This window comes from Paenibacillus lautus, from assembly GCF_050482385.1.
Lineage (GTDB): Bacteria > Bacillota > Bacilli > Paenibacillales > Paenibacillaceae > Paenibacillus_AQ > Paenibacillus_AQ lautus_B.
Genome location: NZ_JBCNHV010000015.1, coordinates 266,914 through 289,536 on the forward strand (window position 1 = coordinate 266,914; position 22,623 = coordinate 289,536).

19 protein-coding genes are annotated in these 22,623 nt (G+C 46.3%); all 19 read right to left on the reverse strand.

The genetic code is table 11. The features are described 5' to 3' along the window. Positions 1 to 105 precede the first annotated feature (105 nt). The 19 genes from ABEW73_RS19625 to ABEW73_RS19715 all read right to left on the reverse strand — a co-directional run bounded on the left by ABEW73_RS19625 (position 106) and on the right by ABEW73_RS19715 (position 22,560). Positions 106 to 3,834, reverse strand: coding sequence for an amino acid adenylation domain-containing protein (locus tag ABEW73_RS19625; protein ID WP_430166217.1), 3,729 nt, complete (start codon positions 3,832 to 3,834; stop codon positions 106 to 108). A gap of 54 nt (positions 3,835 to 3,888) precedes the next feature. Then, positions 3,889 to 5,673, reverse strand: a complete 1,785-nt coding sequence (locus ABEW73_RS19630; protein WP_430166218.1) for a methyl-accepting chemotaxis protein — start codon at positions 5,671 to 5,673, stop codon at positions 3,889 to 3,891. Positions 5,674 to 6,180: 507 nt separating this feature from the next. Beyond that, positions 6,181 to 6,600 (reverse strand): N-acetyltransferase family protein, encoded by a 420-nt coding sequence (locus ABEW73_RS19635; protein ID WP_430166285.1) that lies wholly within the window; start codon positions 6,598 to 6,600, stop codon positions 6,181 to 6,183. Positions 6,601 to 6,698: 98 nt separating this feature from the next. Next, positions 6,699 to 7,031, reverse strand: a complete 333-nt coding sequence (locus tag ABEW73_RS19640; protein WP_430166219.1) for a thioredoxin family protein — start codon at positions 7,029 to 7,031, stop codon at positions 6,699 to 6,701. Positions 7,032 to 7,070: 39 nt separating this feature from the next. Beyond that, positions 7,071 to 7,409: a bacillithiol system redox-active protein YtxJ gene (ytxJ, locus tag ABEW73_RS19645; protein WP_430166221.1), complete on the reverse strand. Its 339-nt coding sequence runs from the start codon at positions 7,407 to 7,409 to the stop codon at positions 7,071 to 7,073. 138 nt (positions 7,410 to 7,547) lie between these two features. Then, the gene (locus ABEW73_RS19650; protein WP_430166223.1) at positions 7,548 to 8,528 is read right to left on the reverse strand and encodes a hypothetical protein; all 981 of its coding nucleotides are present in this window, start codon (positions 8,526 to 8,528) and stop codon (positions 7,548 to 7,550) included. Further along, positions 8,495 to 9,097, reverse strand: coding sequence for an RNA polymerase sigma factor (locus ABEW73_RS19655; RefSeq protein ID WP_430166286.1), 603 nt, complete (start codon positions 9,095 to 9,097; stop codon positions 8,495 to 8,497). Before ABEW73_RS19655 ends, ABEW73_RS19650 begins: the two co-directional genes overlap by 34 nt. A 148-nt stretch (positions 9,098 to 9,245) precedes the next feature. Continuing rightward, positions 9,246 to 9,974, reverse strand: coding sequence for a class I SAM-dependent methyltransferase (locus ABEW73_RS19660; protein WP_430166225.1), 729 nt, complete (start codon positions 9,972 to 9,974; stop codon positions 9,246 to 9,248). Between the two features lie 26 nt (positions 9,975 to 10,000). Then, on the reverse strand, positions 10,001 to 10,888 hold the full coding sequence (locus ABEW73_RS19665; RefSeq protein ID WP_430166227.1) for a YwqG family protein: 888 nt from the start codon (positions 10,886 to 10,888) through the stop codon (positions 10,001 to 10,003). 76 nt (positions 10,889 to 10,964) lie between these two features. Next, positions 10,965 to 11,420 carry a hypothetical protein gene (locus tag ABEW73_RS19670; protein WP_430166229.1) on the reverse strand — a complete coding sequence of 152 codons (456 nt, stop codon included), beginning with the start codon at positions 11,418 to 11,420 and terminating at the stop codon, positions 10,965 to 10,967. Positions 11,421 to 11,641: 221 nt separating this feature from the next. Then, positions 11,642 to 12,784 carry an efflux RND transporter periplasmic adaptor subunit gene (locus ABEW73_RS19675; protein ID WP_430166231.1) on the reverse strand — a complete coding sequence of 381 codons (1,143 nt, stop codon included), beginning with the start codon at positions 12,782 to 12,784 and terminating at the stop codon, positions 11,642 to 11,644. Between the two features lie 24 nt (positions 12,785 to 12,808). Continuing rightward, entirely contained in the window at positions 12,809 to 13,687 is an 879-nt protein-coding gene (locus ABEW73_RS19680) for a carbohydrate ABC transporter permease (protein WP_430166233.1), read from the reverse strand. A gap of 17 nt (positions 13,688 to 13,704) precedes the next feature. Then, the gene (locus ABEW73_RS19685; RefSeq protein WP_430166234.1) at positions 13,705 to 14,586 is read right to left on the reverse strand and encodes a carbohydrate ABC transporter permease; all 882 of its coding nucleotides are present in this window, start codon (positions 14,584 to 14,586) and stop codon (positions 13,705 to 13,707) included. Next, positions 14,579 to 15,973, reverse strand: coding sequence for an ABC transporter substrate-binding protein (locus ABEW73_RS19690; RefSeq protein ID WP_430166236.1), 1,395 nt, complete (start codon positions 15,971 to 15,973; stop codon positions 14,579 to 14,581). The genes ABEW73_RS19685 and ABEW73_RS19690 overlap by 8 nt, the downstream gene beginning before the upstream one ends. Positions 15,974 to 16,015: 42 nt before the next feature. Continuing rightward, positions 16,016 to 17,434: an ABC transporter substrate-binding protein gene (locus ABEW73_RS19695; protein WP_430166237.1), complete on the reverse strand. Its 1,419-nt coding sequence runs from the start codon at positions 17,432 to 17,434 to the stop codon at positions 16,016 to 16,018. Positions 17,435 to 17,455: 21 nt separating this feature from the next. Further along, on the reverse strand, positions 17,456 to 18,757 hold the full coding sequence (locus ABEW73_RS19700) for an ABC transporter substrate-binding protein (protein WP_430166239.1): 1,302 nt from the start codon (positions 18,755 to 18,757) through the stop codon (positions 17,456 to 17,458). 441 nt (positions 18,758 to 19,198) lie between these two features. Beyond that, positions 19,199 to 20,407 carry a hypothetical protein gene (locus tag ABEW73_RS19705; RefSeq protein WP_430166241.1) on the reverse strand — a complete coding sequence of 403 codons (1,209 nt, stop codon included), beginning with the start codon at positions 20,405 to 20,407 and terminating at the stop codon, positions 19,199 to 19,201. Beyond that, positions 20,404 to 21,858 carry an ATP-binding protein gene (locus tag ABEW73_RS19710; RefSeq protein ID WP_430166243.1) on the reverse strand — a complete coding sequence of 485 codons (1,455 nt, stop codon included), beginning with the start codon at positions 21,856 to 21,858 and terminating at the stop codon, positions 20,404 to 20,406. The genes ABEW73_RS19705 and ABEW73_RS19710 overlap by 4 nt, the downstream gene beginning before the upstream one ends. Before the next feature lie 3 nt (positions 21,859 to 21,861). Continuing rightward, the gene (locus tag ABEW73_RS19715; protein WP_430166244.1) at positions 21,862 to 22,560 is read right to left on the reverse strand and encodes a winged helix-turn-helix domain-containing protein; all 699 of its coding nucleotides are present in this window, start codon (positions 22,558 to 22,560) and stop codon (positions 21,862 to 21,864) included. Positions 22,561 to 22,623: the final 63 nt, after the last annotated feature.

The window sequence follows — 22,623 nt, forward strand, 5'->3', positions numbered from 1 at the left end:
ACCACACTCACGTTTCAAAAAAAATATTTGCCAGTGATGCCTGATCCTGACCACAAAAAAACCGCGAGAGCTTCTCGCGGTTTCATGCTTCTTGCCTACATATCGTTACTCCGGTTTCACGAAATATCCGATACTAACGGCATACTCTATCATTTTTTCGAATAACAGCTTGTCCGGTACAGCACATTTTACTCCCGTGTGCTTGAGGAATTCCGATGTTTGCGGACAAGTATACCGGTAGATGGAATTCTTTGCTCCGTCGCCTTCGAACTGTGCCATCGCCAGCTCAAGGCCTTCCTTATCCTTCGGCTGCTGCGGATCCAATAACCATGCCTCGTATGCCTTCCAGTCCATTACTGAAATGTCATATCCATAGGCTTTAAAATGCCCCACCATGTCCTCATAAGGAATGGCAACCGGGTTGCAGATATGGAACACTCGCCCAACCGTTTCTTGTTGAAGCAGCAGAGCGGTAATGGCCTCCCCGGCATAGTTAATCGGCGTAATATCCACTTCCCATCTCACGCCAGGCGCTTTCTTCAACAGCAGCATCGCTTTCAGCATGCGGTAAAATGCGTTGTTGTCGATGTTTTTCTGGAATATTCCGTTCTCCGAGTTACAAGACAGATTCCCCACGCGATAAACCGCTGCCGGGATTCCTCTATCTGCACCGGCTTTAATGACCAGCTTCTCTGCCTCCAGCTTGCTGTTCGTATAGACATTCTCGATGATGGACTCTTCATATCCCGTTCCGGCAACGATGGCATCCCATTGACCACCCAGTGCCAAATCTTCAGGGATCCCAAGCGTAGATATAAAGTGGAATCGGATATGAGGTCTTCTCTGAGCCAAAGCCAACAAGCGGTCCGTACTCTCCACATTCACTCTGGCAAAATAGTCGGAATCGCCAAAATGCTTCACTTCAGCTCCGCAATGAATGATGGAATCGATGCGCGCTTCAATCAATGCACGGTCTTGGGCTCCGAGCCCGAGAAACTCCTGCTCCAAGTCGCCCTGAATCGCGATCACCCTTTTATCCATACGAGTCTTGACCTCTTCGCCAAAATATCCGGTCATGATCTGCTCAAGGCGAGCATAGGGCTCCATCAGCTTCGACGGTCGAACCAGGCAGTACACGGTAGCGGTCGATTGTTTCAGCAGTTCATTCAGCAGATGTGATCCCAAATATCCCGTCGCGCCTGTCAGCAAAATATGCTGCTGGGTATAGATAGGTTGTCCCGAACCCTGGTTGATAGGGAATGAGATCGGATACTCAGCCAAATCCTGAATAGGAAGATCCCTATTCTCTGTTTGATCGGATGGAATCGTCTGCTGACCCAGTTCCTCTACTCTCTCCGCCAATTTTGCAATCGTCGGATAAACAAAGAAATCATTGATCTTCAACTGTGGATATTGCGGCTTAAGAAGCACTAGAATCTCCAGGATTTTCAGAGAATACCCGCCAATATCGAAGAAATCGTCATGGATGCCGATTTTGGTTTGTCCGAGTGCTCTTTCCCAGGCTGCAGCAATATCCCGCTGAATATCATTAACCGGTGCCTCGTAGTGGGAGTCATCCTCTTCCATCTCCATCGACAATTCGTACAATGCCAGCTTCTTACGATCAATCTTGCCGGTCGGGGATAGTGGCATCTCTTCTACAAAACACATGTATTTAGGAACCATATAACTAGGTACTTTCTGACTTAAAAATTGCACCAAATCCTTAGCGGAAGCTGCCTGTCCATTATGGGTTGTATAGAATGCCGCTAACATTTTGGTTCCGTCCTCGTCCATTCTCGGAATGACCGCGATGTCCTTTACGCGTTCATGCTTCGCCAGATTATCCTCGATCTCTCCAATCTCGATCCGGAAGCCTCTGATCTTCACCTGTGAATCTTTTCGTCCCCGGTATTCTACTTGTCCGTTCGGCAGCAGGCGAACCAAATCTCCGGAACGGTAGTATTGTTTACCAGATTCTGGTGTTAACGGATCCAGAATGAAGGCTTCTTTGGTTTTCTCAGGCTGATTCAGATACCCTTTGGCTACGCCGATCGAGCAGATCAGCAGCTCTCCGGTTACGCAAGTTGGACATAACTCATTATGCTCATTCACAATATACAATTCATAGTTGGCAAAAGGCGTCCCGATATACACGGTGGCCAGATCGTCCGGAACCGCATAATTCACGACATGCCCTGTTGCTACAACCGTCGTTTCCGTTGGGCCGTATAGATTCACGATTGGAATCTGCAGCTTCTTCTGGAACATACGAACGGTTTCTCCGGCCAGTGCTTCCCCACCAACCACGATCGTTTTGATATTACGGTATTCGTGAGTATCTTCCATAGGCAAATACGCTGCCAATTGATTAAAAAACACCGTAGGCAGTATCGCGACACGCGTTGCATTGGTTTCTGCCACAGCCTCCGTAAAGGCGTCTATGGAGAAACGCTGCTCATCGGAGAGAAGATGCAGTCGTGAACCGCAAGCCAGCGATCCGAATATATCGTAAACGGAAGCATCAAAGCTGAAGGTGGAATATTGAAGAATGATATCCTGTTCACTCATCTGTAATTTCTCTTGATTGGCCAGTGCCAAGTTCACGACGCCTTGATGGGCGATTAAGGCCCCTTTTGGTTTGCCTGTTGAACCGGAGGTATAGATGATGTATGCCAAATCATCACCTTCAACGCGAACGCCACAGGCTTCATCCGAGTACGAAAGGAATTTATCATCAAGACAGAAGTATTCTGGCTTCGGTTGAAAACCTGCCAGGAGCCCATCCAGCTTTGCTGTGAAATCCTGATGTGTAAGAATGATCGCCGATTCGGTATCCTCGATAATATAGGCATTTCTTTCATCTGGATGTGATGGATCCAGCGGGATATAGGCTCCACCGGCCTTGAGCACACCGAGCATACTAACAATCGTATCCAGGCCCCTCTTCATAAATATCGCGACGAATTGGCCTTTACGCAGCCCCTTGTCTAGAAGCATATGTGAGATTTGGTTTGACAACCGGTCAAGCTGTTCATACGTTACTTGCTCATGATTCGACGATAGTGCAATTCTCTCCGGAAATTTCTTCACAATGGAAGCAAGCATTGTCACAATGGTAGGATCTTCCGGCAGCTCCTGCTTCGTGTCATTGAGAATCGTGTATGCGTTCCGGTCCTCATCAGTCAGCATAGGCAAACGGCTAACCGGCATGTCCGCATGCTCAAGAGCCGCGCAAGCAAGCAGCTCAAAATGCCTGCTGAATTTTTCGATCGTTTCTTCTTTATACAAAGGCCGTGCATAGGATACATAGAGTGTCCACTCGTCCTCCGTCTCTTCCTGAACCATCCAGTTCAGCCCGCTGGAACTATAGGCATAACCCTTCCCGTTACTTCCATAGACCGTTTGGAGAGCGAGCGATTGACCGGTGAAGCCTTCTATATCCTCAAGCGAAAAGCTGCTTCCTTCAATCTGCTCCATTTTGGCGAAAACTTGCTCATGAATCTGTGCGAATGAATCGCTACTGCTTAAGTTAACTCTCAGCGGAAGGAGATTGCCCTTCTCATTGTTCACGCCGATCAGCAAATCGGTATCGTGCGTCATTCGGTACAGAAATACGACATAGCTTGTGAGCATCCATGCCTTCATGTCATATGAATCGCTGAACTGCTTGATCTTACCGGTTTCGATACGAAGATTAATCGCCATATGATCAAGCTCTTGCTGCTGAAGATGCGCTGGACCATCGGTGTACAGATAGAATCCCGGTAAAGGTAGCTGCAGTTCATTCAACCAATATTCTTTGCCTTGTTCGATCATCAATGTTGTATTCAAAGGTTTCAGCTCCATCTTTTTTCTCTACTGTTTCTGTCCTCGTAGTACTACACACTACACATGCAATTTGTTTACAAGGGCCTCCAGCTCAGCGGAAACCTGGTTAATCTGCTCCGCAGACTCGAAGATTTTGGCAAAGGATGCCTGCTGTTCCTGGCTACTAATCCGGATCTCACCCGACACAGACGAGTTTCTCTCTGCGAGCTCAGCCAGTTGTTTAATCGCTGCCGTAATCTGTTCGGTCTCGGCAACCATTTGCTGGGTAGCTGCAGACACCTCTTGAATTTGACTGGTCACTGTATCGGTTGCCACCAGCATGCCTTTAAACAGCTCACCGGTTTCTTTGACAACCTCAATTCCCTTGGCGACGTTTTGTTCCCCTTCGCTGATGGCTTCTACCGCAGATGCCGTTTCATCCTGAATGTATCGAACCAATTCAATGATTTGGTCTGCGGATTTTCTTGATTCCTCCGAAAGTTTCTTAACTTCGCTGGCAACCACAGCAAAACCTCGGCCCTCTTCGCCCGCTCTTGCCGCTTCGATACCGGCATTAAGTGATAACAGATTTGTCTGAGAGGAAATTTCGGTAATTACCTGCACGATCTGACCGATCTCATTTGAACGGTTCTGCAGCTTTCCGATGATATTCACCGAGTTTTTGACCGAATGATCAATCGAATTCATCTGTTCGATCACCTGCTCCACATTTTGATTACCGCGTTCCGATTGCTCCTTCATGTGCACGGATATCTCGGAAAGATCCGATGTATTGCCGGCAATCGTTGATACGCCAGATGAGATTTCCTCAAGCGAAACCACGCTTTCGGTAATGGAAGTGCTCTGCAGCGCGACTCGTTCCGACATTTCCTCCATATTTTTAGTAATAGCGGAAGAGTTGTTATTATTGACTTCCACAGCCGAGAAGAGGAATTTAGACTGCTCTGCAGAGTGCTCCGATACCGTTTTGATCGTTGTGACAAGTTCATTAATTTGATTAACGGTCGAATTGAACTTGGCATTGACCTGCCCCAGCTCATCATCGCTAGCTTTTAATTGGACGGTAAAGTCACCTTTGCTTAGCTTGTCCAGCGCCCCCATTAATGCTTGGATCGGTGCGAAGGTACGTCTAATGGTGAAGTACTGCAGCGCTAATACAATCAGCAAGGTAATCAGCAGCGCAAAAACCGTATTGGTGATCAATGCCTGTTTCCCGGAAGCGATTAAGCTTGCATCCACGTCGATCCCCATGTAAGCAAAAATTTCGCCGCTGGCATCCTGGAAAGGATACAGCACGGTGATCCAGGTACCATAATTATCTTTATAGCCTTTGGTGTAGACGGTTTTTTTCGTTTTCAGCATCTCTCTCACGGCGTCAGCATGGATCTCCGGTTGTTCGTATAAGTCGCCCAGATTCAAGTCTTCTTCGGCAAACATATCAAGCACTGCCGTTGGCATGGCAATAATCGAGGTCTTGTTGCCACCCTCGAGCTCCGGTCCAAAAATATAGCCTTGTGCAATGTTGGGATGACTTAGGGATAGTTCATCAAACGTTTTGGTAAGTTTTTTTTGGATATCCGCATTGCGGTCGGTTTGGCCTTTCACCGCTTGAGCATCTTCCAGCGATACGGACTTAACCAAGGTATCCATAATTTTTCCCGAATCGGATTGCAGCTGCTTCGTCAGTACGCTGTCCTGGATATAATAGCTTGAACCAATCACGATGACACCCGTAATAATGATATACAGGCTGGTCCATAACATGTTTCTTGTAACAATACTCAGATTCTTAAAACGCAGTCCTTTTGAGAACGTTTTTGTCTCACTCACTTGGTCACTCACTTGGTGTCTCTCCTTTGATATCTCTTATGTATTTTCCATATAAAATAGGGATTTCATTAGCGAACCTATTCGCATCACCTACTTTCCTGGAAACATTGAATATTTCCGCAATCTTTCATGAATACATTACATTTTTCAAAAATGTTCATCTTGAATGAACCGCGTTCCCCCTCCATCAATATTCTGACATAGGCTCACTTCACAAAATGTCTTGTTAAGTGAAATTCCAGTTCAATAGATCCATATTCACGTTATGATTCCATAACCATTGCATCTTTTGTACTATTTATAGATCGGCATTTATCCGAATATTTTTAATACTTTAGTAACAACAACTTGCAAAAAAACCCCTGTTTTCGACAATTAATCGAATTTTTATGTTCCTTCAATTTTTGAAATCAGCACGTAGTTTCCTATCATTTTGAGCACGCAAAAAGACCGCGATTTACGCGGTCCTCTTCAGTATTAATTGCATTGAATACTGGTTTCCCAGTTTTCTTCTAAGCGTTATCTGAATTCCATAACCCAATACTTTTCGCCGTGCTTCTCTTCCTCAACCACTCTTTCCCAGCCGTTGTTTTCGTAGAATTTCAGCGCCTTGTGATTTGCGGATACACACTTCAATCGGATCGGCTTTCTCATCCTCTCAATCGCAGCATCAAGCAATTGTCTGCCCACTCCCTTGCCAGCATGATCCGGGTGAACGAATAAATGATGGATAAAGTTGTCTGGCAAATATAGCGCAGTAAATCCAAGGATAATCGTATTTTCCTCTGCCAATAGTATAAATTCTTTTTCCGTTTGCTTATCAAAATCGCCCAACGCCATCTCGTTTGCATCCGCCCAATGAAAATTTTCTCGTCGTGATGCCAAGAATATTTCCCTAAGCTCAGGGTAATCCTCGAGCTTAGCCTCTCTTATCTTCAAATACTCCACACTCGCTTTCAGCCAAGAAGATACGTTCCTAAATAATTATTGTACTCATAAGTTCAGCTTCATACCATCATGACTCGATACAAAGGCAGCTAGCTAAGGAGATCCATCAAGTTTTCCAATTTCCGTTCTAACGCGCCAAACTGTACAAATCGATCTTCTCTCAGAAGCTCTTTTCCCTCTACGAATAAGAGGAGTACCGGTGCGGTAAATATCAAATATCTCGAGGCGATTTCCCCAACGGCTTCGCCTTGGATATGTCCCAATGAGATGCGAGGGAACTGCTCTAACAATTCTCTAAGTTTGGGTAAGATCGCGTGGCATACGCTGCAATCTTGTCTAGATACATATAAAAAACTGAAGGTGTGATCTTGAATAAACCGCTCGATGGCCTCTATTGATGTTAGTTCTTCCAGTTCTTTCATCTTTTACACCATACTTTCGGGCGCAACAAAGGATTTTGTTCAGTCCAGAACCGCGGTGATGTGCGCAGACGTAACCGCCCAGTGTGAAGCCGTCCAATATTTCGCTTGATCCTTCACGTAGATAATTTGCGGCGATTCATGCTTTACGTTCAAATCCTCGGCAATTTTATTGGAAACCGGCCGGGACTCGATGACTTTAACCAGCGTATAATCCACATCGCCGTTTGGCGCCTTTTTCAAGTAAGATTCAAACTCCGAAAGAGCATTAGAGCTAACCGGACAAGTGGTACTATGCTTCAAAATAACTTGGCCGCGCTCGGAAGATTTTTTCAGAATCGTTTCCCATTCTTCTATTGTCGTAATTTCATTCCATAACATGTGATTTTCTCCCCTTTGATGTGATATAACTCATTGCTTCTATTATATAACTAATAGCTATTATACACGTAAACTCGACTCGTTTTCATGTTTAGAGTTCATCTTCAACCGATCGAATCCTATTTCAAATCCATCTCACTAGTCAATAATCATGCTCTCTGCCATTGCCTTCAGGTCATTCTTAGTCATTTGACCATTTACATTTACCATAATGGTATATACGATGTTTTGTTTGCTATCATACCAACTGATCCTATCTCCATCTGACTCATCCTGGAGATAAATAGCTTCAACATGTTTCAGCTGTATTTTCTCGGAAGAGGCTTTCAGAGACTTGGTTAAGCTTGCACTTTGACCATACCCCGCCATGATCGATACAGCTGTGCTGCTCTTGCCATCGGATAAGTATACAAAGGAGTTGAAGGCCTTCGACCAATCCAGCTTCTCTACAAACAGCTTCTCTCCACTGTTGGATGATTCGGCCTGATTCATCAATCTCTGTTTTAGTTCATCATATTCCACCCGGTCTTTTTCTCCAAAGCGTGCCGGTCCGAAAGGAAAAACTTGACCATAAGCGAATTTCACACCCTTGGGAAGATAACCAGGCATCTCTAGGGTGGGTGCCGAGGTACGAACAAGTTCCTTTTGAAAATCTTTATAGGAAAGATAGTCTATCGGTTGATATTCAAATTTTATGGGATTCGCCGTATCATATCCGTTGTCCTTATTAATGTAATCATCCTTGATGTAATAGGCGGCCAGCTCTCCCGGCTTCAGCGTGGACTTTACTCTCGTCCTGTATTCCTCCAGTAGATTGCTCAGTTTGGCTGGCAGCCCTGACGATGATGGATCGGCTGTTTTAAGAACGATTTCCCCTTTACTATTAAAGATTTGAATATGCCCTGTTGCTGCATATGCAGTGAACGAGACTAGTAATACAGACGAAATTATGATAGACATTACGGTTTTACGCTTGAAGGATCGGAGTCCTGAACGTCTTTTATGCTGCTCGTCCTCCATATGTTGTCTGACTCTTGAAACAAACTCAACATCACGAAAATGACTGTCCGGTACAGAATGCTGCCTCAACTCTTCGATTGGATCAACGATGTTTCCCATTGTTCTTCCTCCTTCCATTTATTCATGGCATCCTTCAGTTTTATTCTGATTCGGGTTATCTTTTTTCGGACGGCTTCCGATGTCTTTCCTGTTATTTCACTTATTTCTGCATACGACTTGTCGTGAAATGCATACAGAATTAATAAGCTTCTGTCCTCTACCGTAAGATCCACCAGTGCTCTCCTTAGCGGTTCGCTGAATGTCCCTCTTAAGTACTCCTGCTCTGCGCTTTCGGCGAAAATCTGTCCTTTCCACAATCTTCCCAGCTTCTGCGATAATTGCCGCCGGTGAATTACATTCAGACAATGATGGTAAGCGATCTTATATAACCATGCATTAAAGCTGACCGAAGGCTTATACTTTGTGATCGATTTGTATGCCTTCAAGAAGATTTCCTGCACTGCGTCCTCTGCTTCCTGTTCGCTACCCAGTAGTCGGCAGCAGTAAATATACATTTGGCGCTGGTACTCACTTACGATAGGAATAAATGCCTCTGCATGCCCATCCTGAGTCTGTTGAACATATTCTTCAATCGTTTCCGCGTTGATGATCCTTCCCCTCCTCTCCAGAAACTTGGATACCTATATAACCATGCAGCAAACGAAAAGCGGACTTCATTCGAAATAATCGGCCCATGAAATATATGGCGGAGGCCATATGACCACAAAAAGAACCGCGATGGACGCGGTTCCCCTATGAATATGTATGGATTCCGAGTTACGATTTATTAGCTTTCACAATCAGAAAATGAGGGTTCGTCATTAGGCGATCAAACCATTTGGCCACCCATTCCGCAGCTTCCGGATTGTCCCTATGCGCTAAACTGGGCTGCGGCTCAACGATCTGTTCGATTCTAAACCGAGATGAAGTTACATTAATGATTTCTTGAATCGGTCTTCTATAGAAAGTAACCTCTACGGGTCCAGACTCCTGTTTGTTCCAAACCTCCGTCAATAACTCACGGGCAAAGTAGTCTGGTCGATCAAAATGTTTAACATCCATGAAAGGATGATGAACGGAGAAAATCAAACCTCCACCAGGTTTCAGCACTCGCTGAAATTCGCGAAAGGTCGGCGTCCAATCCTCGATGTAGTGGAGCGTCAATGAACTTACGATAAGATCAAACGCCTCATCTTCAAAGGGCAGGTCTTCGGTTATATCGCATGCAAATACAGTCGCTTCATTGCCGACTCGTCTCTTACAGGCTTGTACCATCGCCGGGCTCAGATCAACCGCTGTAACCCTGGCCCCGCGTATAATAAATTGCTCCGTATACCATCCTGCGGCACAACCAGCATCTAGGACGGTCATTTGCTCCATATCCGCCGGTAACACTTTGAGCATGGCTGGCCTTTCGTAATAAGCATTATGCCCGCTCTGCGAATCCACATGTCTTTCGTAGTCTCCAGCCAGCTTATCGTATGCCTCAATGACCTTCTCCTTCATGGATCATCCCCCCATATATATTGGGCTCAGCTTGAGTACAGCGAACAATACGTGCGTTCGAAATTTCTGGCCAGCAAGTCCTCTTTGCGGATGAAAAATTGCAGTTCACCCGCATCCCACCAGCAAAATCCTATCTCGTCGTCCGAATCGATGGCCAGCAGCAGCAGTGTATCCCGAATCTCCTGCTGAGCCTGTTCCGCGTTGCCGCCGAAATGATCGGCAATCTGCTGCACAGCCGCCTCCATGGAGTAATTGTACTCTGATCCCGTTAACAGCATTAAAGCAGCCTCGTGCTCACAATCTCCATGCTGGGTAGAAGGGTAGCCAAAGATCGTCGCGATGTCGTCAGAATCCTGCCCCGTCAATTGATGACACAGATCCTCGTAAGATTCAAAATCATGCTCATCATCCTCGACAAGCTCATCATCCACATAAGCGTAATTCGGGGGCTCAAGTGTGGCTCTTGCTTCAATACGGTAGCCTGCGAATTCTTCATCTAACGCGGTCCCCTCAGGCGCCCGGCATCGACTAGCGGCCGCTGTCTGATCCTCGGCCAGATACAACACCCGGTGTTCAATGTTATAAGCAGGTTCATCAACGCCAACGAAGAAATACAGAACTCCGCTATGCGGAAGTGAAGCCGTGGCATCGTGAGCTGCCAAATCCCTCAACTGCAGCTGTGCCAAAAACGTCATCGGTGTACCATCCGAAGTCAGCGGCCATTCCATTCCTTCAGGAAGATCGGGGTCTCCGCCAATCCGTGAATTGCACGAGCCGGCGTAGTCCTCCTCTCCCTGTTTGGATAAACGCATGCCTTGCCGAGTATGTTCGATCAAATAGTCTGCTGCATGTTCAAATTCGTGCTCTTGGATGATATTTTGCATCTTGATCAAGTTGTGTTCATTTAGCTTCATAGTCTAGTTCCTCTTCTTTTCAATAAATTAGAATGTTATGAGAATTACGATAATGTCCGGGAATCGTGATCTTCCTCTACTCTTCCTTAAAGAGATCTTCAATGATCGACTTGTCATAGCCATTAGTGATCCTGTAGTTCCAGGAGTATTTCTTATGTCCACCTCTATTTGGATTAATACGTATGATATCGGGCTCGGTATAATATATAGAAAAAGGAGTATATTCGACGTTAACCCATATACTATACATCATACCTCTTGCATAATTTTCAGTCCTCCATAGTTTCGCATTGGAGAAGCCGTTTATGATGCGATCAATAGTGGCCGGGTCGGTAATTTCCACACTATTTTTATCATCGTATGGACTGCCCATTTTCTCAATTCTTATGTAACTAATCTTCTCTGTATCATAAACCTGATCGCTCATCAACTCTTTAAAGGAAGTACTGGATTGAATCAATGAATAGACGACTCCAGTCAGTACGATCAATGCAACCACAACAAAAAAGACTCGCCATGACCTGTCACTCATCACGATTCCGTCTTGAAAACCTAAGGAATTCGGGCTTTTTCATAAGCGTATTTTTCATATCCCCCTCCATTGCACATATATAATAAATAAGTTCCCCTCATTATAAGCTTAGCACCTATCACTATATAAACCCCATAAACCATGCTTTGGTTGCCGGATAATTTAACATCTTTTGGTTTGTCCTGTCAATCCTATTTTTCAGCCTTGGCGACATTCTGGTGTTAGTTCTGGTTATAAACGTTGACACGTGCTCCATCCATAATTAGATCGCTGCTGTCCACAATGATTTCCTGTTGATCGAACAGACCACCGACAACGGAGGTGGTATGGCTGTTGGAATCGTTAATTTGAATTGACGTGCGAACAGCATAATATGCATTGCCGAGAGGGCCTTGTGTTTCTTTTACGGTGTAGACATAAGCGCCCTCGCTGTCCTTGTGAACGGCTTTATTCGGTATGAGGATCCCTTCGTCGCTCTTAGTTTTGACTATACTGATCCTCACTTGTTCGCCACCGGATAGCCCACTCCCTTTTAGTTTAACGAATAAACGTGTCATGGAACTGCTTGATTTCTCAGCGTCTTCGTCAACATCGGGACTGAGCGAGTTCATATCCTCATCTATCCTTTCAATCTCACCCGTAATCGTTGGTTCTTCCTTGCCTTCAAGCATGATGTTATCCAGAACATCCCCTACGCTCAGCGTGGCAGCGATACCTGAAGGTACATACATTTCTAACCCATACCCTTTTGCCAAATGGCTCATCGTGATATCCGGTTTCCCAGTAGAACCTAATCCCTCCATCGCACCAATCTCCATAACATTACCTTCAAAAGGGGCCACCATCTGCCGATTAACTGAAAGCGTATGTTTCAGGTTCTCGATCTGCTGCTGTTGTGCCGCAATATCAAGCTTTGCCGTTTCGAACGCGCTTGTGGCACTTATAAGAAGAGACTCATCTTCTTCCTGCATCGCTTGAATGACATTATATTCGAGAAGTTCCATGGATAGATTCAGCTTCTTCAGAGCAGACTGCTCCACAGCAATCTGCTGCTTAACCTCACTGCCATCATATTGTATAAGAACTTGTCCTTTACGCACCATCTCACCTTTTTTAACGAGCACCTTATCGACTTTCCAGCCCGAAGGATGGATAAGTTCCCTCTCCTCCTTTGGATTTATCGTCGATCGGCCGACATAGGAATGAACCAGTGAGCCTTTGTTTACCGATGTAATCACTACCTTAGGCAGCGTCAAGGCTTGTAGGGTGTTACCAATAAAAGTAAGTATAAGCAGAATACTTATAAACAGTCCGGCTGTTATGCTAACCTTGCGTTTTCTTGACCGGGAAATTACCTCTTCCAATATCCATCACTCCTAGTACTGAAACTAACCTTTTATGCCCGACAATTGAACGCCTTCAATAAAATAAGACTCGGCATACAGGAATAGCAGAATCATAGGTGCCATATACAATGCCGATGCGGCAAAACCGATTCCCAGTGCGTCTTTGTTTATCTGCGCAAGATATAGAGATAGCGGCTGTTTATAGGAATCTTCCAAAAATATGAGCGGCTGCTCGATCATGTTCCAATAGTCGACGAACAATAGAACCGTCAGCGCGGCCAGACCCGGCTTCGCCAGCGGCAGGATAATACGCCAGAAGATGACCCATGCTCCTCCACCGTCCATCATGGCCGCTTCGGAATATGCTCCGGGAATATGGGCCATGAATTGTCGCATCATAAAGACGCCAAAGGCTCCAAAGATGCCAGGTAAAATAATGGCGGCGGGATGGTTCATAAGTCCAAACTTGTCTATAACGATATAGTTCGGAACAAGCGTTACCTGAAACGGCATGAGCATGGTCATTAAATAAAGCATGAACAGCTTGTCCCTTCCAATGAAGCGAAGTTTGGCAAAGGCATAAGCCGCAAGCGAGGCGACGACTGCCTGTCCGGCAACAATCGGCACGACCAAGGCGACGGAATTCCAGAACATCCTTAGAAATTTTGTGGTCAGAACCAGTACCTCGGCATACTGTCCAAAGGATAGCCAATCAGGAATAATCTTCAGATTGACGAACGCGTCCTTGCCACCCTTTGCAACGTCGACCATCTGCCCCAGAAGGTCGTAATTCCGCCCAATCTCTTGCTCCGTCATCAGGGAGTTCGTAAAGGTAAGCAGAATCGGTACCAGCATGACAACGGCTAACAATCCGAGCAGCAGCGTCAGTACCAGCTTTGGAATCCACCGTATATTTTTCATGATGAGCCTCCCTTTGGTCACTCCAAGTTATCCCGAAATCGGCGCTCAACGCTCAATAGTCCCGTCACCAGAATGACGATGAAGCCGACCATCAGCGTGGCTGCAGCCGTCAGCTTCTGAATATCAAGCGAGGAGAACATGTTGTTCATATAGTGCTGCATCATATAGATCCGGTCATACGGATAATCGCCTGCAAGCAGATACGTCTCCCGAAAGACCTTGAAAGAATTGATGATGGAGATCAGCACGACAAAGAATAATGTAGGCGTCAAATAGATTAGCGTGATGTGAAACAGCTGACGGATCCGCCCCGCGCCCTCAACACGTGCCGTCTCGTAATAATCCTTCGGAATGGATTGAAGTCCGGCCAGAAATAAAATCATGTTGTAACCGATGTTTTTCCACAAATACATGAGGATGACCACGCTCATCGACCAATCCGATTGCATCCAGTCGATCCTCTCTTTATGGAAATGGTGCAGCCATGCATTTAAGGTTCCGTTCCAATCGAAGAGGATCTGCCAGATCATCACAACGGATGCGACGGGTACGACAAGCGGCATAATAAAGGAGGTTCGAAGCCAATTGCGCATAAACAAGGGCCGATTCAGCAGTAATGCCAGAATGAGCGACAACGCGATGACCAGCGGAACGCCAATGCCGGTAAAAATCAGCATATTTACCGATGCCTTGTGGAAGGAGCCGCTGCTTAGCACTTCATTGTAGTTATCGAAGCCAACTAATGTGCCCTCCAATGAACCGTCCGTGAACGATTCGTAAATGCCCATTATGAACGGGATGATATAAAAGCAAGCAAAGCCGATCAGGCTGGGAGCCAAGAACCATAAAGCCTTCATCCCGTCTTTGCGCATCCATCTCCTTAAACTTCTTCTATTCATTCAGATAGGTCGTTACTTTATTCTGGATGAGCTTGGCGACATCATCTGCGGATTTCTGTCCGCTGAAGAAGGCAGGAGCCTCGTCGAACACGATTTTATCGATTTCTCCTGGTATATCGGATTTCATATTAACTGCTTCTGCAATGAATGCATCCAGATCTTGAAGATCGGTTTCCTTCACCTGGATCGTCTCCTTCTGATTTTCTCCGGTTTCCACGGTAACCCCGTCCTTCAACACACGACCTACTTGCTTTTCATATGCGGCTTTACTTAATGGGAAGTACTGCTCATTCGAAAGTTCCGCATCTCCGGACATCAAAAATTCGAGAAAATCCCAGGCTTCCGCTTTAACGCGAGAGTTCGCGTTAACCGCTAAGTTGTGGTATGTGCTAAAGAAACCGCCCGGCTGTTGTCCATCTCCTTTCGACTCTAGGTAATAGGCGGCCTTGTCGTAGTTGGAGTGCTTCAAGTTTGAAACGTAGCTACCGGGTGAGTAAATATTCACGGGGATGAAATAACTTTTCTTAAAGTTACGGAAATCGAATGAAGCGATCCTTTGCTCCTCCATCGCCTTGGTCTGCTCCAGCAATTGGACAAATAGACCGTTATCAAAGTTAGCCTTCCTATTCTCATGATCCACAAGCCGGGAGTAGTTGCCACGGACCATATCATCGATAAAACTAATTTGCGCCTTGTTTACATAGCCGTACTCATAATCGCCTTTCTGGACGAGCTGCTTCAATACATTGCTGAACTGGTTCCAATTCCACGTTGTATCATTGAACGACACATTCGATCGCTCTATTGCTTCCTTGTCCCCGATCAGTGCATGCAAGTTGAAATGAAGAGGAATGGCATAGATGCCGTTGCCCTGGTTGACATGATCCAGAATATTCTGGAAATACTGCTCTTTCTTGAATGATGAATCCTGCTCCATCATGGTGCTCAGGTTCACTAGCAGCTTCCGGCCGATGAACTTGTCCGTGGGCAGCCAATCCATCTCTATCAGATCGGGACCTTTGCCGGTTAATAACTCGGTGCTGGTCGTTTTCCTGAATTTCTCAAGCATTTGTCCGGTCAGATCGCTGTCCTCCTTCGCCGCGTATTGTAGATCGATCGTAATATTCGGGTGCTCCGCCTCATACTCCCGTTTCGCTTGCTCGTAATATGCGTTGTAATAATACATCGAGACCGTTATGGTCTTGGGCTTTCCATCCGACGTTGCCGTTTCGTTCGGGTCCGTCTTATTCAATCCGTCCACCTGATTGTCCGCTCCCGCCGAATTCCCTTCAGCAGCTGATTTCGCCGTCTCCCTGTTTTCCGTGCCGCTGCATCCGGTAGCGAAGACGAACAGACAGCATATGAATAGCGTAAATACTCGTCTCATGATCGAGCCTTCCTCTCCGTTTGGAAATTCTAATCCATTCTTCTATTCATTCAGATAGGTCGTTACTTTATTCTGGATGAGCTTCGCGACATCATCTGCGGATTTCTGTCCGGTAAAGAAGGCTTTGGACTCATTTACGATGATGTCATTCACTTTGGCGGACTTGTACTCGACCTGATGAGTGGCTCCACCCACCAAACTCTCCAGTTGGTCCAGCTTGGCCTGATCGACTTTGATCGCCATTCCTTGCAGCGGGCCTTCCTCATAGGCTTTAACCGTACCTTCTTCCTTTAATTGCTTGATCTGATTGGCAAATGATTTCTTGTTGATCGGAAATCCTGCCTTCGTGGAAGGCGTTTCGATTTCTCCGGACATCATGAATTTTATGAAATCCCACGCTTCCTCCTTCACTTTGGAGTTCGCATTCATGGAAATGCTCTTGTAAGGCCGGAAATAACCGCCGGCTGTCGTTTCCTGGGCATGAGGCTTCATGTAATAATTCATATTCTCGCCGTATTCCCTTAGAGATACGAGATAGTCCCAAGGAGAGTTGATATGGATGGTTCTGAAATAAGCCTTGCTCCGAGGATCCGTGGTCACGATATGATTGTCGTACATGGACTTCACCTGGTTCATCAGACCGGTAAAGGAGGCCGATTCGAAATTGGCCTTGCGGCTCTCCGTATCCACAAATAAGGAATAATTGTCAAGTGCAATGTCTGCCAGCAGGTTTTCGGGTCCACCAGATACCAGCGCTGATGGGTATACCTTGGAAGCCGCCGCCAGCTGATTTGCGGTATTTATAAAATCGTTCCAGGACCAGGTTTTGTCGTTAATCTGAATCCCGGTTTGCGCGATGGCATCTGCATCTCCGGCAAAGCCTTCCAGAAAGAATGCGAGCGGCATGCTGTAAAGTCCTTTGCCGGTTCGAGAATTGTCCAGGATATTACCGAAATAATCTTCCTTTCGGAAGGTGGAATCCTTGTCCATCCATTCACCGAGATCAACCAGCAGATGATGTTTAACGTAGTTATCAGTAGGCAGAATATTCACATATTCACCAGATTGGAGCAGATCGGGGCCTTTGCCTGCCAGCATCGCCGTATTCGTATTCTTGACGAACTTCTCCTCATCCGCCTCTATGTGCGAATCGTCGGTATAACCCGACTGCAGCTTGATTTCGATATTCGGATGAAGCTGTTCGTAATTCTTCTTTGCTTCCTGAAACAGTTCATCTGGGAAAAACATCGAAAAGACGATGGTCTTTTTGCCACCGAAGGCTGATTCATCATTCTGAGTTTTGTTCTGCACCGAACCACCGTCGTTTGTACCTGCGGACGCTTCATTGCCGCCGCTGGTTCCCGCTGATGATGCTGCCCCTGTTGGGCTTCCACTACCGCAAGCGGTTAAAGAGAAGGCTATAAAACAGCTAACCAATAATCCTAACCCGATTTTCTTCATATGACGATTCTCCTCATCGTTTCATTCGTTGAGATATAGATTGATCTTGTTCTGAACTTGTTTCGCGACAATGTCCGCTGATTTCTGTCCGCTGAAGAAAGACTTTGATTCATTGGAAATGATCTCATCAATCTTGGACTGTTTCTCGGTGGAATGAACGGCTCCCGTAATATAGGCGTCCAGTTGGTCCAGCGATGCATTGTCAACCTTGACCGCGGGAAGATCAGCCTCATGAATCGTTCCTTCGTCTTTTAGCTGCTTCAGCTGTTTTTCGTAGGCAATTCTGTTAATTGGAAAACCAGGGCTTTGATCATACACATCGGTATAAGACTGTGCCTCATCCTCTATGAGAAATTTGATAAAGTCCCAGGCTTCTTTCTTATGAGGCGAGCTTGCGTTAATCCCGATCATTCCAGAGTTTTTAAAATAACCTCCAGCCCCCACATCTTGCGGATGCGGTTTGGCATACAGCTTGGTATGCTCGGCGAAATTGTTCAACAGATACCCTCGGAGGGAACTGATGGTTTCTTCGTTGAAATAAGCTTTCGCATTCCTGGCAGTTTCGCTGCCTCTGCCACCGCCATCTGTAACCATGTCGTAAAGCAAGCCATTATCGAACATCGTTTTGATCTGCTGCATTAACCCGGCAAAGCGCACCGAATCGAAATTGGCTTTCCCGTTTCCTTCTGTGACGAGCTGGCGGTAGTTTTCAGCGACCATCTCACTCAGCATATAATGCGGTTCGCTAATGAGCACATTCTTGTACTCGCCTTTCTGTGTCAATTGCTTGGCAATATCCGTAAAATCGCTCCATGTCCAACTGCTGTCATCGATCTTGACTCCGCTCTTTCCGAGGGCATCCTCATCGCCAATCAAACCGGCAAGGGAGAAATAAAGCGGCATCCCGTAAAGTCCCCCGTCAATCTTCGAGTTGTCCAAGATGTTAGTGAAATAATCTTTCGTCTGAAGCGATGAATCCATCTCCAACATGTCGCTTAGATTGACAAGCAGATGACGGCTTACATATTTATCTGCCGGGAGCATATCAAGCTCAATCAGATCGGGACCTTTGCCGGCCAAGATGGATGTGTTCGAGGAGGTAACGAATTTTTCAATATTTGCAGATAGCTCGTCGAGATCCTTCCCCTCAGAGGGTGTAGCCTGCAGCTCAATCTCGATGTTGGGATGCAGTTTCTCATACTTCTTCACAGCCGTCTGCATGTGATTGCTCAGATAAAAAGTCGAGAACACGAGCTTCACATGTCCTTTTGAATCCACACTTTCTTTCGTATTTCCGTCTTGCGCCGCTGTCGCTCCTTTCATTGCCATTTCGCCTTTATTTCCCTGAGCTCCACTGCATGCGGAGAGACAGAGGATTAGACAAATCCATATCCAGCCTATTTTCTTCATCAATGACTCACCTTTCTTTACCGTTAACTTCCTTAAGCAGCGTGGCCAGCCATTCGTTCATGGAATAGCCTTCAACTCTCCGGGAAGCCCCCTTGTCATCCGTGAAGACGATCCTTGTAAAAAGAATTGAAACTTTCTTCGCTGACTTTTCCAAATATAAAGCAAAGATGTCTCCGAAACTTCACCTACTTGTAAACAAATTGTCTCGAAAAAAAGACGGCAGACCGAACGTTATTTCGTTCGGTCTGCCGCAAATAAGGATACTATGATTAAAAAATATATATGTTTTGGGGTCCCGACAAAGGATTTGGAATAAGCATCGAAGCATAGCTCCACTTTGAAGGGTTAGGTTAGCTATTGAAACTTAATAATAAACGGTTGATTATTCGAGACGACACTTGGCTCCGGATTCGTTTGTTGTCTTGAAGTGGAATATATTTTTCGTCCATTTACCAGAAGACTGTCATTATGCGGACTCCAATACATTACCGACGGGAAGACGCCCTGATAGACCGATTCTTTGTACAGGACGTTGTTTCCTTGAAGCTTTCCTGCAAAAATTGAGATTGTATCGTTGTCTTTCTGGGAATAAGCAATATACTTCCTGTCTTGCGATAATTGAAAGCTAAGGACCCTCTCCAGCATGACAGAGAGAGCCATGTTTCGTCGATCGTACTCATAGATCTCGCCTTCCGTTCCAAGGAAAACAAACTGATCTTTATTAAGCCATGCCATCTGATCACCGCCCGCCTGATGCTCGTATTCGATATGAAAGCTGCTTCCGTTTATCGTCCCCATGCTGATACTAATGGTCCGTTCATTCTGCACCACAATCAGTGCGCTTTGTCCATCGTCCGACATTTTCACCTCGGAGAAGATGCCTGTGTTTCGGAGGCCTTTCAGCGGATAGACCTTGACTTGCCGGGCGGTTGTGTCATACACGGCCATTTTAACAACGGGGTTAGTGGCGGCACCCACATCGGTTTGTCCACTGACGGGGCCTGTAGCTACATCTGTAGTGACGTCTGTGACGAGATAAGAGATATATCTGCTGTTATCCGACCAGGTGAGCTCTGTCAAGAGCAGATCATGACGGGGCTTTATGGTGGCCATGATGGTTTCCCGTCCATCAGAAAGCGATATCAACTTCAGTACATTGCCGTCATTTGTCTTCTTAATACCGGTGATATATTTGCCGTTTGGCGACAGTTCAAAATTCCAATGATCAACGTCCACGCCTTGCAGCGTCTCGAATTTTTCATACGGCGGTGAGAGCCGCTGCAGATATTGCGCCAAGCGCATCTTTGAGTCGGGGGCCTGAAAAAGACCGAGAACGGATTTTGAATCCTCCCAACCAAGCAATTGAGCGTCCTTCGTGTCCGAAACCGGAAGGCGATATATGGTTTTCACTTGGAATGGCTTGCTGGCCGGATCGGCCGAATGCTCCTCTTCCGAGCTCGGAATAACGATGGTCTCCGACAGCAGCCCTCCCTCACATCCGGACAAGAGGATGATGATTGCAAGCAACACGGACAAACCTGCAAATCGTTTCCGTATCATCATGATCTCTCCTCCCTGAAGTAAGGTAATTCCACGTATACCATGATCTGCCCGTCCCGGCTGACTAGGCGGATGGTCCCTCCATGGTCGTCGACGATCGATTTGGCGATACTGAGACCCAGACCGACACTGCCTTCTTCCATGAACTTATGGCCCGCCGAATAGAACGGCTGAAACAGGTGCTCAAGCTGGTCAGGTAGGATCGGTTCACCCGGATTGTGGAAAACAAAGCGAACGAGTCCGGCGTTCAGTTCGGCTTTAGCAGAAATCTCCGATTGGGGAGAGCTGTATTTGATCGCATTGTCCAGCAGGTTGATGAACAGCTGGCGCAGCCTGTCCGGTTGTCCGTTTACATACAAATGTTCATCCGCCTGGCAGACAATGCGCTTCTTATAACGCTTGGCACGGAAGGACATGGAATCGCTAACGTCTTGCAAAATTTGACCCGCATCCACCTTTTCGAATTCATGGTCGTCCGAAGCTCTGCGGGATACTTCCAGCAACCTTAGCACCATGTTATGCAGCCGCCGGCTCTCTTCAACGATGTGATTCATGCCCTTATGGAAGAACTCCCGGTCGTCATCCCCTTTCTCCCGAATAATCTCGGCATAACCAAGAATGGACGTCAGCGGCGTCTTAAGCTCATGGGTGACATTGTCGAAAAAACGCTTTTCCTGATCGTTAAGTTCCTGAAGGCGATCCCGATCACCCTCAATCGTGGAAATCTGGCTTCCGATTCGGTCAATCATGTCATTGAAATTCAGAGCCAGCTCGCCAATTTCATCTCTTCGCCGGAACGGGATTCGAACATCGAGATTCCCGTTCTTCACTTCCGTGGAAGCCCGGGTCAGCTTCACTAATGGAATGGTGATATGCCGGGACAGCATATAGGAGAATAGAAACGCCGCTCCAAATATGGCGAGCGCGATGTAGAAAATGATGTCCATGATGCGCCCGCTTTGTTCATAGAGCAGGGTGAAATCTTTGGTAAACCTCAAGATGCCCACCTTCACTCCATCGATGATAACCGGGTATGAGTATAGAACGGTGCCGCTGTTCCGTCCATACGTGATGGTATAAGCCGTTTTACCCTCGATCGCTTGCCGGAGATCCTCGTCCGACTGTCCGGAGAACTCTCTCTGGTCCGATGAGAACAATAACTTGCCATCTACGGTGTAAGCACTAACATGGCTTGATGTCGCATGATTCAAATCATTCACCATTTCCTCGGCCATCTGTCCGAAATAAAGCGTATTGTTCGTGAAATGGTTAATAAGAAATGCTTGCCTTACATATACGTTACTGTTGTTTTTTAGTCCGACTAGATCCGACGTTACGATCTCCTGATTGCTTGTCCGAATGATCTCCTTCACGGTCTGATTGAGTACGAGGAACGAGAGACAGAAGATCAGAAAAAAACCAACAATAAACTTGGCTCTGATGGTCCGGATCATCACTTATTCCGCCTGTTTCTCAAATTTGTACCCGATGCCGAATACGGTTGTGATCAGATCACTGGCATCCAGCTTTTTGCGGAGCCTTTGAATATGCGTATCCACCGTCCGTGTATCCCCGATGAAATCATAACCCCAGACCAAATCCAACAGCTCTGAGCGCGTATAAATTTTCCCTCGGTGGCCATACAAGGTCATGAGCAGGTCAAATTCCTTAGGCGTGAGATCAACCAAGCTGCCGTCTTTCTTGACCAGCCGCTCCTCCATTACGATCTCAATGCTTTTAAATCGGATCACAGTCTCTTGTGCCCCTTCCCTATCCCCATGGTTCGCTTGATCCAGTCGCCGGAGGATCGTACGAATCCGGGCAACAACCTCCCGCAGGTCGAAGGGTTTCGTGATATAGTCATCGGCACCAAATTCAAGCCCGAGCACTTTATCCGTAATATCGGATTTAGCCGTAATCATGAATATGGGGATGTTGAAGTTCGCGGTTACTTTTTTGCAAATATCGAGTCCGCTTTGGTCCGGCAGCATCCAATCCAGAAGGAGCAGATCCGGATGAAACGACCCCAGCTCCTTTAAACCCGCAGCTCCACTGGCTGCAATGCGGGTTTCGAAACCCTCCATGTTGAGGCCGTAGGCAAGTAAATCTGCGATTGGCCCCTCATCTTCGATAATGAGAATTTTTGTTTTTTTCATGAAGTCTCCATTCTTATTCCATAGACCTATTTGATGAATCGATTTTAGCATATACCGTTTGTA

Coding starts and splice junctions, on each gene's coding strand:
- ABEW73_RS19640 (WP_430166219.1), bottom strand. CDS start 7,031: ATGAAAGAACTGGAAGAACTAACATCAATAGAGGCCATCGAGCGGTTT.
- ABEW73_RS19690 (WP_430166236.1), bottom strand. CDS start 15,973: ATGAGACGAGTATTTACGCTATTCATATGCTGTCTGTTCGTCTTCGCT.
- ABEW73_RS19680 (WP_430166233.1), bottom strand. CDS start 13,687: ATGAAAAATATACGGTGGATTCCAAAGCTGGTACTGACGCTGCTGCTC.
- ABEW73_RS19685 (WP_430166234.1), bottom strand. CDS start 14,586: ATGAATAGAAGAAGTTTAAGGAGATGGATGCGCAAAGACGGGATGAAG.
- ABEW73_RS19665 (WP_430166227.1), bottom strand. CDS start 10,888: ATGAAGCTAAATGAACACAACTTGATCAAGATGCAAAATATCATCCAA.
- ABEW73_RS19670 (WP_430166229.1), bottom strand. CDS start 11,420: ATGAGTGACAGGTCATGGCGAGTCTTTTTTGTTGTGGTTGCATTGATC.
- ABEW73_RS19705 (WP_430166241.1), bottom strand. CDS start 20,407: ATGATGATACGGAAACGATTTGCAGGTTTGTCCGTGTTGCTTGCAATC.
- ABEW73_RS19650 (WP_430166223.1), bottom strand. CDS start 8,528: ATGGGAAACATCGTTGATCCAATCGAAGAGTTGAGGCAGCATTCTGTA.
- ABEW73_RS19695 (WP_430166237.1), bottom strand. CDS start 17,434: ATGAAGAAAATCGGGTTAGGATTATTGGTTAGCTGTTTTATAGCCTTC.
- ABEW73_RS19710 (WP_430166243.1), bottom strand. CDS start 21,858: ATGATCCGGACCATCAGAGCCAAGTTTATTGTTGGTTTTTTTCTGATC.
- ABEW73_RS19700 (WP_430166239.1), bottom strand. CDS start 18,757: ATGAAAGGAGCGACAGCGGCGCAAGACGGAAATACGAAAGAAAGTGTG.
- ytxJ (WP_430166221.1), bottom strand. CDS start 7,409: ATGTTATGGAATGAAATTACGACAATAGAAGAATGGGAAACGATTCTG.
- ABEW73_RS19660 (WP_430166225.1), bottom strand. CDS start 9,974: ATGAAGGAGAAGGTCATTGAGGCATACGATAAGCTGGCTGGAGACTAC.
- ABEW73_RS19715 (WP_430166244.1), bottom strand. CDS start 22,560: ATGAAAAAAACAAAAATTCTCATTATCGAAGATGAGGGGCCAATCGCA.